Below are 15,781 nucleotides of genomic sequence, written 5' to 3'. Positions count from 1 at the left end.
TGCATACACTCCTTTCTGAGCATACTGTCGGAGGGCTCCGTCATCTTGCTTTCGCGCCATGACGCCTCCCAAGCTACGAGGCTTGAGTCTTTTGCCTCGGTCGGACTTACACCGACTGGATAACGTGTCCTTATCTGGACACACCAATGGTCCAGCGACGAGCGTACCAGCTCAGCCGTTCGAGCACATCTTCCAGCGTTTGGGTGGGCATCGAACTGAGCAACATCCATTCGAGCGGCTCAACGCCTTCGGGCGGGTCGATTTCCAGCGCCTGAATGGCAAACACTTCGAGACTCGGTAGAGCCTCTGCACCGCGGCTGCGCGGCGGTCGCAGTTGGACGGGCACACAGCGCAAAGCCAGTCGGGCACTACGTGCCTGCCTGGCGCCGGACCTGGGCACGTGCAGTACGGTCTCCCCAAGTACAGGAGCCGCGGCAACCGTCTCCCACAGATACTTCTCTGGGTGGTCCACGCCCCGATTCCAGGCGGCCCGCACCAACCAGTCCACCCCCGCTGGGCGCGGCGCCAGGAACACGTCATACACATCGCCCTCGCGATCGCTGACGGCAACAAGGTGCGTGTCCGGACACTGCATCTTGAGCGGCTCAAGGCATTCCAGCCCCTCCAGCCACTTCACGCTTTCCTTCTCGCGAATGGACAGCGCCCGGCGCTGCCTGGCCTTGCCCGATGCTTGAGGCGCACGCACCCACGTCTTCATGCTCAACACGCCCAGTGGCAGGCCCTCAGGCGTCACCGCCAGCACGCTGTGCAACATGAATCCGTGCAAATTGCCGCCCGTGCCGTGACCAAGTCCCTCAGTCGCAGGCAAATTTGTCAGATTGAATTCCGTGGTGTCCTGCACCGCCAATACGACAGGCACCTGCTGCATGCGACCCACGGTTTGAGCGACGTGGCTCGCCAGTATTCCGTCCGGGTCAACCGCCTCATTATCAAAGAAGCGATATGCTGCCTTGAGTTGGGCACCACTCAAGGCCTGCGGGAACGAAACATGGGCTTTTTGCGCCAGTCCGCGCGCCAATGCCACAAGGCGCTGCGTGCGACGTGCATCGCCCAACTGAGCGCCACCGAATTCGTCGCTGGCCCAGTCTTCCAGATCTTCCGTATCAGGCAAAATTGCCACCACTGATTGTCAACTTCATCCGAAGTTAACACCGTCCAATCCGGTTTACAACCTTTCCTATCGAGATGTGGGTAAAGGCAAGCTGAGGGGAAGAGGGAGAACACCTTGCTTAGGCTAGCTCGGGCGGCTTTGGTGCACCCAAAACCGCTCTCCTCTCATACGGCGGAGAAAGCCGTCCTCAATGCCTCCCAGGCAGCGACAAGCGCCGCTCCAGCATATGCTGCAGCCCCGACAACCCCGTGCTCAGCACCCAGTAGATCGCCGCCACCGCCAGGTACAGCGGCAACGGCTGGTAAGTGGCCGCAATCACCTCCTGCGCCGTGCGCAGCAGCTCGGTGACGGTAATCACCGACACCAGCGACGTATCCTTGATCAGGCTGATCAGGCTGTTCGACAAACTCGGCACCGCCAGCCGCAGCGCCTGCGGCCCGACCACATAGCGCAGCGCCTGCGACGGCGTCAGCCCCAGGCTGTAGGCCGCCAGCCACTGCCCGCGCGCCACGCCCAGGATGGCGCCGCGCATGCTCTCGGACAGGTAGGCGCCGACGTTAAGGCTCAGCGTCAGCACACCCGCCGGGGTGGGTTCCAGCGCGATGCCGATGCCCGGCAGCCCGTAGTAGACGACAAAGATCTGCACCAGCAGCGGCGTGCCGCGCATGATGCTGACATAGGCGCGCGCCACCGCCTTGAGCACGCGGCTGTGGCTGATCCCCATCAGCGCCACGACCGTCCCCAGTATCAGGCCAAAGACCATCGACCACAGCGCAAACTTGATGGTCAGCAGCGTGCCCTGCAGCAGCACGGGCAAGGAGTCGATGACAAGCTGGATAGCGGACATGAAGGCGGAGACGTAAAAAATGAACGGACGGCGCAAATGGCAAGCGGCGCGGCAGCCCCTCCGGGCCGCCGCGCCGCGACATGATACCGCCCTGCTTACTTGACCGGCTTGGTCACGTCAGTGCCGAACCACTTCGTCGACAGCTTGGAGAGCGTGCCGTCCTTGCGCAGGTCATCCAGCGCGCGGTCGATCGCCTGGGCGAACTTGGGGTTGTCCTTGCGGAACGGGATCGCGACTTCTGTGCTGGCGCCCGGCACCACCGCGCCCGGGCGCAGCGGCAGGTTGGCCGTCTTGATCAGGTAAGCGACCATCAGGCGGTCATTGAGCGCGGCGTCGACGCGCTGCGCCGCCAGGTCGCGCAGGTATTCGGGCGCGCCCGGATAGGTCTTGACGTCGATGCCGGGCACCGACTTGGCCAGGTCGTTGTAGTTGCTGCCCAGGCTCACGCCAAGCTTGTGGCCCTTGAGCGCTTCCAGCGACTTGAACTCGCGCTTGTCATCCTTGCGCTGGATCAACTGCGCTTCGGAGTAGACGTAGGGCTTGGAGAAATCCAGCGCCTGCTTGCGCTGCGGGGTGGCGGCGACCTGGTTGACGATCACGTCGAACTTGCCCGCCTGCAGGCCGGCGATGATGCCGCTCCATTCGGTGGTGACGAACTCCGGCTTGACGCCCAGCTTGCCAGCGACGGCGCGTGCCACGTCGACGTCGAACCCTTCCAGCTCGTTCTTCGCGCCGCGGAAGCCGAACGGGGGGTACGTGCCCTCCAGGCCGATCTTCAGCACGCCGGCCTGCTTGACGGTGTCGAGCAGGTCGGCGGCGTTTGCCGCGGTAGCCGTAAGGCCGGCGCCGGCAAGCAGCGAGGCGGCCAGCAGCGATTTGAGCCAGCCAGTACGAATCGATCGCATATGTTCTCCAGTGGATGCGGATAAGCAGTAAGTATGCAGACAGCGCCGACGACCTCTCGTGAAGGGCCACCGGCCGGTTGTGCTGCTATGAGCCTTCTATGAGGGCGAGGGTGTCAACCCCCGATCCAGTATTGGATTTCAGTATAGGGATGTCTGGCGCGATACTCTCTCCTTGCAAGCCCAATACTTTTCGTTTGCGGGGACTGAAGCGGCGCGAAATCGAGGTCGGGGTCTTTCAGTGTCGGGCTTGCTGCCCGGACAACCTTCTATCCGTGCCGGCGCAAAGGCTGGGCACCACATACCACGTGCGCAAAGCGCTGGAACTACCCCTGTTACCTTAGCGCGCCCCATCTATAAGGACGGCTACCCGCAGGGTAGCCCGGCTCACTTACGGGCGCGCTGACCTGCTATCGTACCGCTTCGCTCTCCATGCTTAGATCGGAATTACCTCAGTGTACTGATTTGAGGCTTGCCCCGTGGGGAATCTCGCCGTACTCGAGATAGCGCCATAGGGCAATTGCCAATCGTCGGGCAACTGCGACAATACCGACGCGACGCATGCGCTTGCTGCCTCGCGCGAAGCGCTCATTGAACCATTGCGTGAGCTGACTCGTTGGCTGGTAGCGTAACCAGGCCCATGCCAGTTCGATCATGAGCCAGCGCGATCGTTTGTTGCCCGCTTTGCTGATGCCTTGCTCGACCTGGCTTTCGCCACTGCTGTAAGGCGTCGGTGCAAGTCCGAGGCAGCCTGCGACTTCGCGGCGGTTGTGAAAGCGCCGCCAGCCAAACAGTTCGTTGATCAGGAGCCAGGAGCTGCCCAGGCCGATCCCCCTGAGCCGCGCGAGCAGCGCGATGGCTGGCTGCGTGCCAGCCTTCACGGCGTCGCGCTGCTGGGTTTCGATCGTTTTGATCTGCGTTTCGACCAGCGCCAGTCTTGCGACTTCACGCTCGATCTCGGCACTCAAGCCAGCGGGCAGTTGCGAGCCATGGGCGTTCCACCAGTGCTTCCAGGATCGGTCCCCGATGTGGGCGACCCGCAGGTTGTGCAGTACGAGCAGCGAACGAATCCGGTTGCTGTGGGCCGCACGTTCGAGCCTGAGTCGCCCGAGCTCGCGGTGCAAACGCCGCTCATCTTCCTGCTGTGGTGTCGGGACTCGCGCGACTGCCCACAGGCGCCGCTCGCCGGCGTAGTAACGCATCAACATCGAGAGCAACTTGTCGCCGTCGACCCGGTCGGTCTTGGCGCGTCGGGCGCGGCGGTTGACTTCAATGCTGGCCGAATCCACGACCAGGTTAGCGATGCCTTGTTCGATCAACCAGCGGTGCAGCCAGAAGCCATCGCGGCCGGCCTCGTAGCAACTGCGCACCGGGGCTTGCGGCGCCAGGCCGCAGCGAGCCTTGGCCTTGGCGATCACTTGCAGGACTGCATTCAGGTCACCAGCGCCCAAGGTATGCCGGCTCGGTCCAAGCACGCCGTCGCCTAGCGACAGCTTCCAGCTCTTGTCGCCCAGTTCGAAAGCCATGTACAGCCAGCCGGTGATCGTCGTATTCTGCCCGTGAAGGGCTGTGTTAGGCGTCGTGTTCATTTGCGTGCTCCTTCGGAGAAACGAGACTGCGAATCTTCGTTTTACTCCAGGGGCTTAACCTCCCGCGGCCCTTCATAGTATCTATATCGGGCTCAACACTACCGCAAACACTATCAACGACGAAATAACGATTCATTATGGCTAAATAACCGCCGGACGGAGTCAGCGCCACGGCGGCACCGCCCTGCCCTTACTGGTAGGCCTTGTCGTTCGGCGCCGCGAACAGCGCCTTCATGTCGGCCGACAGCGGGTAGTTCATATTGATGCCGCGCGGAGGGATCGGCGCCGTGAACCACTTGTTGTAGAGCTTCTCCGCGCGGCCGCTGGTCATCAGGTCGGCGACCACGCCGTCGGCCAGCTTCTTGAACGAGGGATCGTCCTTGCGGAACATGCAGGCGTAGTTCTCGGTCTGCAGCGGCGCGCCGACCACCACCCAGTCGGCCGCATTCTTGGCCTTGGTGCGCTCGCCGTACAGCAGCGGCTCATCCATGACGAAGGCCGCGGCGCGGCCGGTTTCCAGGATCAGGAAGGACTGGCCATGGTCCTTGGTGCTGATCAGGCTCATGTTCATGGCCTTCTCCCCGTTCATCTTGACCAGGAGGCGCTCGCCGGTGGTGCCGGCGGTGGTGACCACATTGCGGTCCTTCAGGTCGGTGAACTCCTTCACGCCCGAATCCTTCTTGGTCAGCATCTTGATGCCGTAGACGAACAGGCTGTTGGAGAACGCCACCTGCTTCTGGCGCTCCAGGTTGTTGGTGGTGCTGCCGCATTCGATATCGATGGTGCCGTTCTGCACCAGCGGGATGCGGTTCTGCGAAGTGATCGGCGTCAGGCGCACCTGCAGGTTGGGCATCTTGAGATCGCTCTTCACCTTCTCGACGATCTGCAGCAGGATCTCGTGCGAGTAGCCCATCACCTCCTTGCCGTCGGTGTACGAGAACGGGATCGAAGATTCGCGATAGCCCAGCGAGATCACGCCGCTATCCTTGATCTTCTTCAGCGTGTCGCCGTCGGCGGCCTGGGCGGCGCCGGCAGCCAGCAACAGGGCGGTGGCCGCGAGCGTGCGGCGGGTGGCGGGTCGTCGGGTATGCAGTGGTTTCATGTCGCGCTCCTTGTAGTGGGGCTTGTTCGGTTGAGGCTCGTTTCGTGGACTGCTTCGCTTACTGCGTCATGAGTTACGGACTCACGGGTACTGCAAGAACCGATGCATGCCGACGGCGCTAGGCGCGCGCGGCATCGAAATCCCCTGCGTCGATGGCGGGACGCCGCCCCGCCAGCCGGTCGGCCAGCAGGCCGGCACTGCCCATGGCCAGCGTAAAGCCCAGCGCGCCGTGGCCGAGGTTCAGCCACAAGCCGGACACCCGCGACGGCCCGACCAGCGGCAGGCCGTCCGGCGTGGCCGGACGCAGGCCGGCCCACGGCTGCAGCTGCGCCAGCGGCAGGTCAGGCACGATTCCGTCGAACAGCGCGCGCGTCTGCGCCACCAGGGTGCCGACCCGCTCCGGGTCGATACGGGTGCCGCCGCTCACCAGGTCGGCCATGCCCGCCACCCGCAGTGTATTGCCGATGCGCGCATAGACGATCTTGTTGGCGAAATCGGTCACGCTGATATGCGGCGCGCGCGCGCCGCTGGCGATCGGCACCGTGATGCTGTAGCCCTTGAGCGGCCACAGCATCGGCCGTACGCCCAGCGGCCGCAGCAGCGGTACGCTGCCGATGCCGCCCGCCACCACTACCACGTCGGCCGGTACCACACCGGTGGCGGTGCGCACGCTGGTCACGCGGCCGCCCTGCTGCACCAGGCCCTGCACGCTGGTGCCGAAACGCATCGACACACCGGGGCGCCGCGCATCGTCTTGCAGCAACCGTGCCAGCGATACACAGAAGCGGTGGCAGTCGCCCACTTCCTCGCTCGGGGTATAGATCGCGCCGGCGATGTCGCCGCGGATCCCAGCCAGCGCGGGCTCCAGCGCCACGCAAGCGTCGCGGTCCAGCGCCTGCTGCTCGCAGCCCAGGCTGGCCTGGTAATCGAGCAGGCGGCAGGCCGATGCGAATGCCTGCGCGTCGCGGTGCACTACCAGCTTGCCGCGCCGCGCAAAATCGAAGCCGGCGCCGCCGTTGTCATGGTGGTGCTGTTCGACAAATGCCTGCATCAGGTCGCGCGAATAGAACCCCAGCCGCAGCAGCTTGCGCGTAGTGGCCTCGCTGGTGGCGGTGTTGCACGCGCCCATGAAGGCCGCCAGCCAGCGCCACTGCGCCGGGTCGGCCGCGGGGCGGAAGCGCATCGGCGAATCGCGCCGCAGCAGCCAGCCCGGCACCTTGGACATCACGCCCGGCCCGGCGAGCGGCGCGACGTAGCTGTAGCTGAGCTGCCCGCCGTTGGCAAAGCTGGTCTCCTCGCCCGGCCCGTTGTGACGCTCCAGCACCGTCACCTCATGGCCATCCTCGGCCAGGCGCCACGCAGTCGTCATGCCGACCACCCCCGCGCCCACGATTACCACCCGCATTGCCATCCTTGTGCATTGAAACCGATGGGCCAGAGCGTAGAGCAGCGGCGCCGGCTTGCCTAATGCGAATACGTGCCAGAATATGTCATCAGGCTATGGATGGCCTTTCAGACACCTCAAACCCATGCGACTGCGCCAGATCGAAGTCTTCCGCGCCGTGATGCTGACCGGCACCGTCAGCGAGGCCGCGCGCCTGCTGCACGTGTCGCAGCCGGTGGTCACGCGCGTGCTGCAGCATGCCGAGGCCTCGCTCGGCTTTCGCCTGTTCGAGCGCGTGCGCGGGCGGCTGCAGGCCACGCCCGAGGCCAACGCGCTGTATGGCGATGTCGAAAGGCTATACGGCGAGATCGAGCGCGTGCGCCGCGTTTCCGAAAGCCTGCGCCACAAGGGCGCCGGGCGCCTGCGCGTGGCCGCCACGCCGAGCCTGGCCAACCCGCTGCTGGTGCCGGCGGTGCGGCGCTTCTGCGCACGCCACCCCGACACCCAGGTGCAGGTGCTGACCCACCATACCGACGAGATCGTCGGCGCACTGCTGGCCAACCAGATCGACCTGGGCTTCGCCTTCTCCCCGCCGCGCCATGAGGCGATTTCAAGCGAGCCGGTGGCCAGCGGTCGCATGCTGCTGGCGGTGCCGCGCGGCCAGCCGCTGCCCGCCGGCGGTCGCCGCCAGCTGGTGCCGATGCAGCGGCTGATGGAACGCCCCTTTATCGGCTATGACGACAACAGCTCGCTCGGCCTGCTGGTGCGCCAGACCCTGGCGCGGCACGCGCTGGAGCCGCGCTCGACGCTGGAGGTGCAGACCTACTCGCTGGCCCTGGCGCTGGTCGATGCAGGACTGGGCATGACGCTGCTGGATCAGTACACCGCGCTCAGCGCCAGCCCGGAGCGCGTGGCACTGCACGATGTGGCACCGGTGCTGCCGTTCGAGATCCAGCTGCTGCGCGCCAGCCATCGCGCCGCTTCCAGCCTGGCCGACGACCTGCGCGCGCAGTTCGCGCTGGCTGCGCAGGAGCTGGCCGCGCCGCTGCCGCAGCGGCTGGAAGCGCCGGCCGTCAGCTTTGACGCACCGGCGAGCACCAGAAGCCGCGCTTTACAGCCGGTCTGACAGCCGATTTGACAGCCCCGCGCGCCGTGCACCATCATCAAGCCGCCTGCAAGTACAGCTTGCACGCGACTATCCTATGTTCGTCCTGACCCTGATCGCCCTCGTCCTCGTCAGCGCCTTCTTCTCGATCTCCGAGATCGCGCTGACCGCCGCACGCCGCACCAAGCTGCAAGTCCTGTCCGAGCGCGGCGATGGCCGCGCCACGCGCGTACTGCTGCTCAAGGAAGAGCCCGGGAATTTCTTCACCATCGTGCAGATCGGCGTCAACAGCGTGGCCATCCTCGCCGGTATCCTGGGCGAGAAGCATGTGTCGGACCTGCTGCTGGAAACGCTGTCGCCCTATATGCAGGTGGTCCACGCACAGCGCGTGGCCAATATTGGCTCGTTCCTGATCGTCACGCTGCTGTTTATCCAGTTTGCCGACCTGATCCCCAAGCGCATCGCCATGACCTTCCCCGAGCGGTGTGCGGTGGCGGTGATCGACCCGATGCTCACGCTGCTGCGCGTGCTCAAGCCGCTGGTGTGGATCTTCAACGCCGCCGCCGATGCCACGTTGCGGCTGCTGCGCCTGCCGACCAAGCCGGTCGACCAGATCACCACAGAGGACATCGCCGCCATGGTCGATGCCGGTGCCGAGGCGGGCGTGCTGCACAAGCATGAACTCCACCTGATCGAGAACGTGTTCGAACTCGAGTTCAAGAGCATTACCGCGATCATGACGCCGCGCGACGACGTGGTCTACCTGAGTCTCGACGAACCCGCCGACAGCGTGCGCCGCAAGCTGGTCAACCAGCCGCACGCGCAATACCCGGTGTGCGGACACGACCTCGACGACGTGCAGGGCTATATCGATTCCAAGGACATCCTGCAGCTGCTGCTGGCGGACGAGAGCGCCACCGTGATCAACAATATCGGCCGCCACCACGACAAGAACGTGCTGGTGATCCCGGACACACTGACCCTGTCCGAGGCGCTGACGCGCTTCCGCGAGATGCACCAGAACTTTGCCGTGGTGATGAACGAGTACGGGCTGGTGGTGGGCATCGTTACGCTGGACGATATCGTCGGCGCGCTGATGGGCGACATCCTCTATTCAGGCGAAGACGAGCAGATCGTGCGGCGCGACGACAGCTCATGGCTGGTCGACGGCCTGACGCCGCTGGTGGACCTGAAAAAGGCGCTGGACCTCGACACCCTGCCGGGCGAAGACTACGTCGATACCGCGGGCGGGCTGGTGATCTACGCGCTTAAGCGCATCCCGAAGAAATCGGAGTCGATCACCGTGGCGGGCTATCGCTTCGAAGTGCTGGACATCGACCATCACAAGATCGACCAGCTGCTGGTGTCGCGCCTGCCGGAAGCGCAGGAAGGCGCAGCGCCAGCACCGCTGGCGTAGCTGACGCTGCCTGGCGGTAGCGCTCCAGCGTATCCGGCATCCTGAACCACACCACGTAGCTGCCCGAGATCACCACCGCTGCCGCCGTCACCACGCCCAGCCGCCACGGCGCTACCGACTCCTTCGGCGCCGGCACATGCAGCGTGTGGTACGCGGTGCCGAGCAGCGCGATCCACGCCAGCCCCAGCGCATAGCCCGCGGCCACATCCGACAACCAGTGCATACCCAGGTACAGCCGTGACACCCCGATCGCCGCCACCGCCACCACGGTCAGTGCCAGTACCAAAATGCGCACGCGCCACGGCTGGCGCAGGCACATCAGGACGGCCAGGAAGCCGTATGTGACCATGCTGCTGGTGGCATGGCCGCTGGGGAAGGAATACGATTCCAGCCCGGTATAGATGCTGGCCGGTCGCACGCGTGCCATGCCCAGCTTCAGCGCCATCACGCAGGCACGCGCGCCCAGCAGCGCGGCGGCCCAGTACAGCGCCGCGGTCCACGCACGTCGCCACCAAAGCCAGGCAAACACCGCCACGCCGACGGCGACGGAAATGCGCGCACCCCCCAGTTCGGTCACGGCGACCATCGCGATGTCGAGCCAGTCGGTGCGCCAAGCGCGCAGTTGCGCGAACACCATCTGGTCGATATGCACCACCTCATCGCCTTCGGCCACGGCACCGGCGAGCCAGAACAGCGCGCCGCCGCAGGCCAGCAGCGCGGCGCCGGCCAGCACCACCACCAGCAGCTCCGCAACCTCGCGTTCCAGCACGCGCAGCGTGAGGTTGGTCAGCCGCGTGCGCCGCGGCAGCCCCGACAAGGCGCCGGCACCCCACAGGCGCCACTGGTCGAGCCGGCGCACCACCGGCCGCAGCAACGCGACCAGCAGCGGCACCAGGCTCAGCAGCAACACCGTGACCAGCGTGAACAGCGCCAGCAGCCCGAGCGCCGTGCCCGGCGTCAGCCATGCCTCGGCAAAGGCGCTCGCGCGCGCCGGTACGTCAACCATGGAAAGCCCCGCCGGCGCTGACGATGCGCGCGATATTGGCGCGTGCCGGCGCCTCGCAATCGGCGAAGGCATCGGTCAGGAAGAGCTGCGGGCGCTGCGCCAGCTGGTTCAGGAATGCGGCGCGGCGGCGCAGGAATTCCGCCCGCAGCGCCTCGCCTTGCAGGCCGGTGCGCGCGGCCAGCAGCGCGCGGTTCTCGGCGAACACATCCTGGCTATGCGCATCGAACACGTCCGGCGCCGCGGCCAGCCGGAGCAGGTCGAGGTCGAGCACGGTCGCGGATTCGGCAATGCTGGCGGTATGCGAGCGGGTGTCGAGCACGATCTGCGCGGCGCGGTCCAGCACGGCGCGGTCCACGTCGGGCGCCACCGTTTCGATCAGCGCCGCCGACGCTGCCTCGTTGTGCTCGCACCCCGCCACATAGACCGCGTCATGGCATAGCGCCGCCAGCGCCTGCGCGGGGCCGAGTGCGATGCCCCGCGCGTGAGCGGCGTGGAACATCTCGAGGATATGGCGGCGGTCGTGATAGTGCCGGTACGGCGTGTCGTGCAGCGCCAGCACGTCCAGCACCGACTTGCGCGGCAGGAAGTCCAGGCACGCCAGCGCGGCCGGCCAGTCCGGCGCAAAGCGCGGCACTTCGCCCTGCGGCGTGGCAACCGGTTCGGTGAACACATCGGCGCGACGCACCCACAGCAAGGACAGGTCGCGCATCGCGCGATACACCACCGCCGGCGCCAGGTCGGCTTCGAGCCGGCCGATGCCGACCACGGCATAGGCGCCGCCCTTGTAGTGCCGGTACGGCATGCCGGCGATCAGGGCGGGGTCGGTCGGAAGCTCGGCGGGATCGCCGTGGAAGACCGGTGCGGAGGGATTGTTGGCGGGCGGCTGTGTCATCGTGCGGCATCCTGCATGGCGGAATGCCATGATAGTGCACCGGCACTGCGCCATGCCGCCTGTGCGTCCGCGCCCGGCGTGAGCGTTGCGGCGCATTGGCGGCCGCAAAAAAACAAAACCGACGCCTGCTTTCACAGTGCGTCGGTCCGAGGGTAACTACAGGTTGTTGCTTGCCCGGCGAACCGGACAGCTTCTTATAAATGGCGGAGAGGGTGGGATTCGAACCCACGGTACCGTCGCCGGTACGCCTGATTTCGAGTCAGGTACATTCGACCACTCTGCCACCTCTCCGGTAACTTGTTGCCTTGTGGCGAAACCGAGATTATAGCCATGTCCTGCAGGCCGATGCAAGAGGCTGGCTACGGATTTTTTATGCCTCAGGCTCCAGGCGCGTGATGCCGCCCATGTACGGCTGCAGCGCCGTCGGCACCCCGACCGAGCCGTCGGCGTTCTGGTAGTTCTCCAGGATCGCCACCAGCGTGCGACCCACCGCCAGGCCCGAACCGTTGAGCGTATGCACCAGCTCCGGCTTGCCCTGCCCCACGCGCATGCGCGCCTGCATGCGGCGCGCCTGGAAGTCGCCCATGTTCGAGCACGAGCTGATTTCGCGGTAGGTGTTCTGCGCGGGGATCCACACTTCCAGGTCGTAGGTCTTGGTGCTGCCGAAGCCCATGTCGCCGGTGCACAGCACGATGGTGCGGAACGGCAGTTCCAGCTTCTTCAGGATGGCCTCGGCGTGGCCGGTCAGTTCCTCCAGCGCCTCGAACGATTGCCCGGCCGGCACCACGTGCACCAGCTCGACCTTGTCGAACTGGTGCTGGCGGATCATGCCTCGCGTGTCCTTGCCGTACGAGCCCGCTTCCGAGCGGAAGCACGGCGTATGCGCGACGAAGCGCAGCGGCAGCTTCTCGCCCGCGACGATGGCGTCGCGCACGATATTGGTCAGCGGTACCTCGGCGGTCGGGATCAGGTAGAAATTCTCGATGCGCTCGCCATCTTCGCTGCCGACCTTGCGCGGCACCCTGAACAGGTCTTCCTCGAACTTGGGCAGCTGGCCGGTGCCGCGCATCGACGCGGCATTGACCATGTACGGCACGCACATCTCGGTGTAGCCGTGATCCTGCGTATGGGTGTCGAGCATCAGCTGCACCAGGGCGCGGTTCATGCGCGCCAGGCCGCCGCGCAGCATCGAGAAGCGCGAGCCGGTCACCTTGACCGCGGTATCGAAGTCCAGGCCCAGCTTCTCGCCCACGTCGACGTGGTCGCGCACTTCGAAGTCGAACTGGCGCGGCTCGCCCACGCGGCGCACCTCGACGTTCTGAGTTTCGTCGTTGCCCACCGGCACGCTTTCGTGCGGCAGGTTGGGGATCGACAGCATCAGCTCGGACAGATGCGCCTGAATCTCGTCGAGCCGCGCGGCCGAGGCCTTGAGCGTGTCGCCGATGCCGCCGACTTCGGCCATCACGGCCGAGGCGTCCTCGCCCTTGCCCTTGAGCATGCCGATCTGCTTGGACAGGCTGTTGCGGCGGGCCTGCAGTTCCTCGGTCTGGGTCTGCAGTTGCTTGCGTTCGGCCTCGAGTGCCTGGAACGCCGCCACGTCGAGTTGGTAGCCGCGCGTGGCAAGGCGTTGCGCCACGGCGTCGATGTCTTTGCGGAACAGCTGGATGTCGAGCATGTTGCTTTGGTGAAGTGCAGGGCCAGCGACATGCCGGCGGACCCGCCATTTTACTGCACCCGCATGGCCGCACACGAGCAAACAGCGGCGGGATGCCGCCGCTGTCCAGTCAGGGCCTACTCGCTCGCCTTGCCGCCCTTGCCACCGTCCCTGGACTTGGCGGCGCGCTGCTCGCGGTGCCAGGCATCGTCCAGCTCACGCAGGTGGCGCAGCTTCTCGGCAATCTTGCCTTCCAGGCCGCGCGGCACCGGCTGGTACCAGCCCTGCGCCTTCAGGTCGTCCGGGAAGTAGTGTTCGCCGGCGGCGTAGGCCTCGGGCTCGTCGTGCGCGTAGCGGTAGGCGTGGCCGTAGCCGAGTTCCTTCATCAGCTTGGTCGGTGCGTTGCGCAGGTGCACCGGCACCGCACGCGACTTGTCCTTGGCGACGAAGGCGCGCGCCGCGTTATAGGCGTTGTAGCCGGCGTTTGACTTGGGCGCCACCGCCAGGTAGATCAGCGCCTGCGCCAGCGCCAGTTCGCCTTCGGGCGAGCCCAGGCGCTCGTAGGTTTCCGCCGCGTCCAGCGTGATGCGCGCGGCACGGGGATCGGCCAGGCCGATGTCTTCCCACGCCATGCGCACGATGCGCCGCGCCAGGTAACGCGCATCGGCGCCACCGTCGATCATGCGGCAGAACCAGTACAGCGCGGCGTCGGGATCGGAGCCGCGCACGGACTTGTGCAGTGCGCTGATCTGGTCGTAGAAGGCGTCGCCGCCCTTGTCGAAGCGGCGCAGGTTTTCCGACAGCGCGCTGCCCAGGAGCGCGGTATCGATCTGGGCTGCACCGGCGGTGCGCGCGGCGCGCGCCACGATCTCGATATTGTTCAGCAGTTTGCGCCCGTCGCCGTCGGCCGAGGCCACGATCAGCTGCAGCGCCTCGTCCTGCCATGTCACGCCGCCCAGTTCCTCGCTCGCACGCATGGCAAGCTGGGTCAGCTCGGCATCGTCCAGGCTCTTGAGCACGTAGACCGCCGCGCGCGACAGCAAGGCGCCGTTGACCTCGAACGAGGGGTTCTCGGTGGTGGCGCCGATAAAGGTGAACAGCCCGCTTTCCACATGCGGCAGGAACGCGTCCTGCTGGCTCTTGTTGAAGCGGTGGACTTCGTCGACGAACACCAGCGTGCGCCGGCCGTGCGCGCGGAACTGCTCGGCCCGCTCGACCGCTTCGCGGATGTCCTTGACGCCCGACAGCACCGCCGACAGCGCGATGAACTCGGCGTCGAAGGCATCGGCCATCAGCCGCGCCAGCGTGGTCTTGCCCACGCCGGGCGGGCCCCACAGGATCATCGAATGCGGCTCGCCCGACTCGAACGCCACGCGCAGCGGCTTGCCGGGACCCAGCAAGTGCTGCTGCCCGATCACCTCGTCGATGGTGCGCGGGCGCAGGCGCTCGGCCAGCGGTTGCCGGGAACGGTCGGGAGTATCGGAGAACAGCGTGTCCGCCACGGTAGTCAAGCCTTGTGAATGCAGAACGCCACAGTGTAGACCATCGGCACCCCAAGGCTCTCGTGCCTGCTACGCGGCAAACGCCACCACGTCCTCGATCTCCACGCGAATGCCGATCAGTTCTCCCACCGCGTGGTTGTGGTGCGACGGCACCAGTGCCAGCACGCGGCCGCCGCTGGCCAGGCGCAGCGTGTACAGGATCTCGGCGCCGCGGAAAGCCTTGTGGACCACCTCGGCGCGCATCGGGCTGGCGTCGTCGTGGATGATGTCGTCCGGGCGCACCAGCACATCGACGGCGGCGCCTTCGGGCAGCGCCAGCGGCGCAATGGGGCGCAGCAGGCCCAGCTCAAGGTCGATCCCGGAGCCGGCGCGCAGGCGCCCCCGCATCAGCACGCCCTGCCCGATAAAGCCCGCGACAAAGCGCGACGCCGGGCGGTGGTACAGGTCGTGCGCGCTGCCCCACTGCTCGATCACGCCGTCGTGCATGACGCCGATCTCGTCGGCCATGGCAAAGGCCTCGTACTGGTCGTGCGTGACCAGGATGGCGGTAGTGCCCTGCGCCTTCAGGATCGCGCGCACTTCCAGGCTCAGGCGCTCGCGCAGGTCGACGTCGAGATTGGAGAACGGCTCGTCGAGCAGCAGCAACTCCGGCCGCGGCGCCATGGCGCGCGCCAGCGCCACGCGCTGCTGCTGGCCGCCGGAGAGCTCATGCGGATACCTGGGACCCGCGCCGGCGAGGCCGACCAGCTTCAGCACCTCATCGACCCGCGCCGTGCGCTCGGCGCGGCTCGCCTGCGTCAGCCCGAAGCCGACGTTGCCAGCCACGTCCAGGTGCGGGAACAACGCATAGTCCTGGAACACCATGCCGATGCGGCGCTGTTCCGGCGCCAGCATCAATCCGGACGAGGACACCGTCTGCCCGTCCAGCACGATGCGCCCGTCCTGCAGCGGCTCGAAGCCGGCAATGGCACGCAGCACCGTGGTCTTGCCGCAGCCGCTCGGCCCGAGCAGGCAGGCGACATTGCCCCGCGGCACCGAGAACGACAGCCCCTTGACCACCGCGTGGCGGCCGAAGGCGTGGCGGATATGGTCCACCTCGATGACGGCGGCGTTGGCGGCGCTATCTGCTGCCCCGGCCGCGCCGGCGCGGGTGGCGGGCCGGCTGCGGGCCTGGGCCCCGGGTAATCGGGAATAGGAATCGGTTCGCATGTGCGCATTATAGGGATACAGTGCGGACAACGCTCCCCCG

Annotated in this window: 13 protein-coding genes and 1 tRNA gene; 2 read left to right on the top strand and 12 right to left on the bottom strand. The window is 66.3% G+C overall.

Features of this window, described 5'->3' with window-relative positions; all coding sequences use genetic code 11:
* Window positions 1-130 precede the first annotated feature (130 nt).
* The 6 genes from K307_RS29560 to K307_RS29535 form a co-directional block, all read right to left on the bottom strand.
* Window positions 131-1,144 (bottom strand): IS4 family transposase, encoded by a 1,014-nt coding sequence (locus K307_RS29560; protein ID WP_230625715.1) that lies wholly within the window; start codon window positions 1,142-1,144, stop codon window positions 131-133.
* 175 nt (window positions 1,145-1,319) lie between these two features.
* Window positions 1,320-1,979, bottom strand: a complete 660-nt coding sequence (locus K307_RS29555) for an amino acid ABC transporter permease (RefSeq protein WP_042887537.1) — start codon at window positions 1,977-1,979, stop codon at window positions 1,320-1,322.
* A gap of 95 nt (window positions 1,980-2,074) precedes the next feature.
* Window positions 2,075-2,884 carry a transporter substrate-binding domain-containing protein gene (locus K307_RS29550; protein ID WP_042884461.1) on the bottom strand — a complete coding sequence of 270 codons (810 nt, stop codon included), beginning with the start codon at window positions 2,882-2,884 and terminating at the stop codon, window positions 2,075-2,077.
* 449 nt (window positions 2,885-3,333) lie between these two features.
* On the bottom strand, window positions 3,334-4,470 hold the full coding sequence (locus tag K307_RS29545; protein ID WP_013954316.1) for an IS110 family transposase: 1,137 nt from the start codon (window positions 4,468-4,470) through the stop codon (window positions 3,334-3,336).
* 190 nt (window positions 4,471-4,660) lie between these two features.
* Window positions 4,661-5,572 carry a glutamate/aspartate ABC transporter substrate-binding protein gene (locus K307_RS29540; RefSeq protein ID WP_042884460.1) on the bottom strand — a complete coding sequence of 304 codons (912 nt, stop codon included), beginning with the start codon at window positions 5,570-5,572 and terminating at the stop codon, window positions 4,661-4,663.
* Between the two features lie 118 nt (window positions 5,573-5,690).
* On the bottom strand, window positions 5,691-6,977 hold the full coding sequence (locus K307_RS29535; RefSeq protein ID WP_042887536.1) for a D-amino acid dehydrogenase: 1,287 nt from the start codon (window positions 6,975-6,977) through the stop codon (window positions 5,691-5,693).
* 124 nt (window positions 6,978-7,101) lie between these two features.
* Here K307_RS29535 and K307_RS29530 point away from each other — a divergent pair, with 124 nt between their 5' ends.
* Together K307_RS29530 and K307_RS29525 are read left to right on the top strand one after the other, a co-directional pair.
* Window positions 7,102-8,082 carry a LysR family transcriptional regulator gene (locus K307_RS29530; protein ID WP_042884459.1) on the top strand — a complete coding sequence of 327 codons (981 nt, stop codon included), beginning with the start codon at window positions 7,102-7,104 and terminating at the stop codon, window positions 8,080-8,082.
* A 76-nt stretch (window positions 8,083-8,158) separates the two neighbouring features.
* The gene (locus tag K307_RS29525; RefSeq protein WP_042884458.1) at window positions 8,159-9,478 is read left to right on the top strand and encodes a hemolysin family protein; all 1,320 of its coding nucleotides are present in this window, start codon (window positions 8,159-8,161) and stop codon (window positions 9,476-9,478) included.
* Here K307_RS29525 and K307_RS46645 read toward each other — a convergent pair.
* The 6 genes from K307_RS46645 to K307_RS29500 form a co-directional block, all read right to left on the bottom strand.
* A complete protein-coding gene (locus K307_RS46645) occupies window positions 9,360-10,484 on the bottom strand; it encodes a phosphatase PAP2 family protein (RefSeq protein WP_155301291.1) in 1,125 nt (374 codons plus the stop codon). The two genes, K307_RS29525 and K307_RS46645, sit on opposite strands and share 119 nt — an antisense overlap.
* On the bottom strand, window positions 10,477-11,406 hold the full coding sequence (locus K307_RS29520; protein ID WP_042884457.1) for a DUF1653 domain-containing protein: 930 nt from the start codon (window positions 11,404-11,406) through the stop codon (window positions 10,477-10,479). Before K307_RS29520 ends, K307_RS46645 begins: the two co-directional genes overlap by 8 nt.
* Window positions 11,407-11,577: 171 nt before the next feature.
* Window positions 11,578-11,667 (bottom strand) — tRNA-Ser (locus K307_RS29515).
* A 79-nt stretch (window positions 11,668-11,746) separates the two neighbouring features.
* Window positions 11,747-13,051 (bottom strand): serine--tRNA ligase, encoded by a 1,305-nt coding sequence (gene serS / locus K307_RS29510; RefSeq protein ID WP_042884456.1) that lies wholly within the window; start codon window positions 13,049-13,051, stop codon window positions 11,747-11,749.
* Between the two features lie 116 nt (window positions 13,052-13,167).
* A complete protein-coding gene (locus tag K307_RS29505; RefSeq protein WP_051975461.1) occupies window positions 13,168-14,532 on the bottom strand; it encodes a replication-associated recombination protein A in 1,365 nt (454 codons plus the stop codon).
* 69 nt (window positions 14,533-14,601) lie between these two features.
* Entirely contained in the window at window positions 14,602-15,741 is a 1,140-nt protein-coding gene (locus K307_RS29500) for an ABC transporter ATP-binding protein (protein WP_080745428.1), read from the bottom strand.
* Between the last annotated feature and the right edge of the window lie 40 nt (window positions 15,742-15,781).

It is taken from the genome of Cupriavidus necator A5-1 (genome assembly GCF_000744095.1).
In the GTDB taxonomy this organism is placed as follows: domain Bacteria; phylum Pseudomonadota; class Gammaproteobacteria; order Burkholderiales; family Burkholderiaceae; genus Cupriavidus; species Cupriavidus necator_A.
The sequence above is the reverse complement of the archived record's forward strand: the minus strand, read 5'-3'. Positions and strand labels throughout refer to the sequence as shown.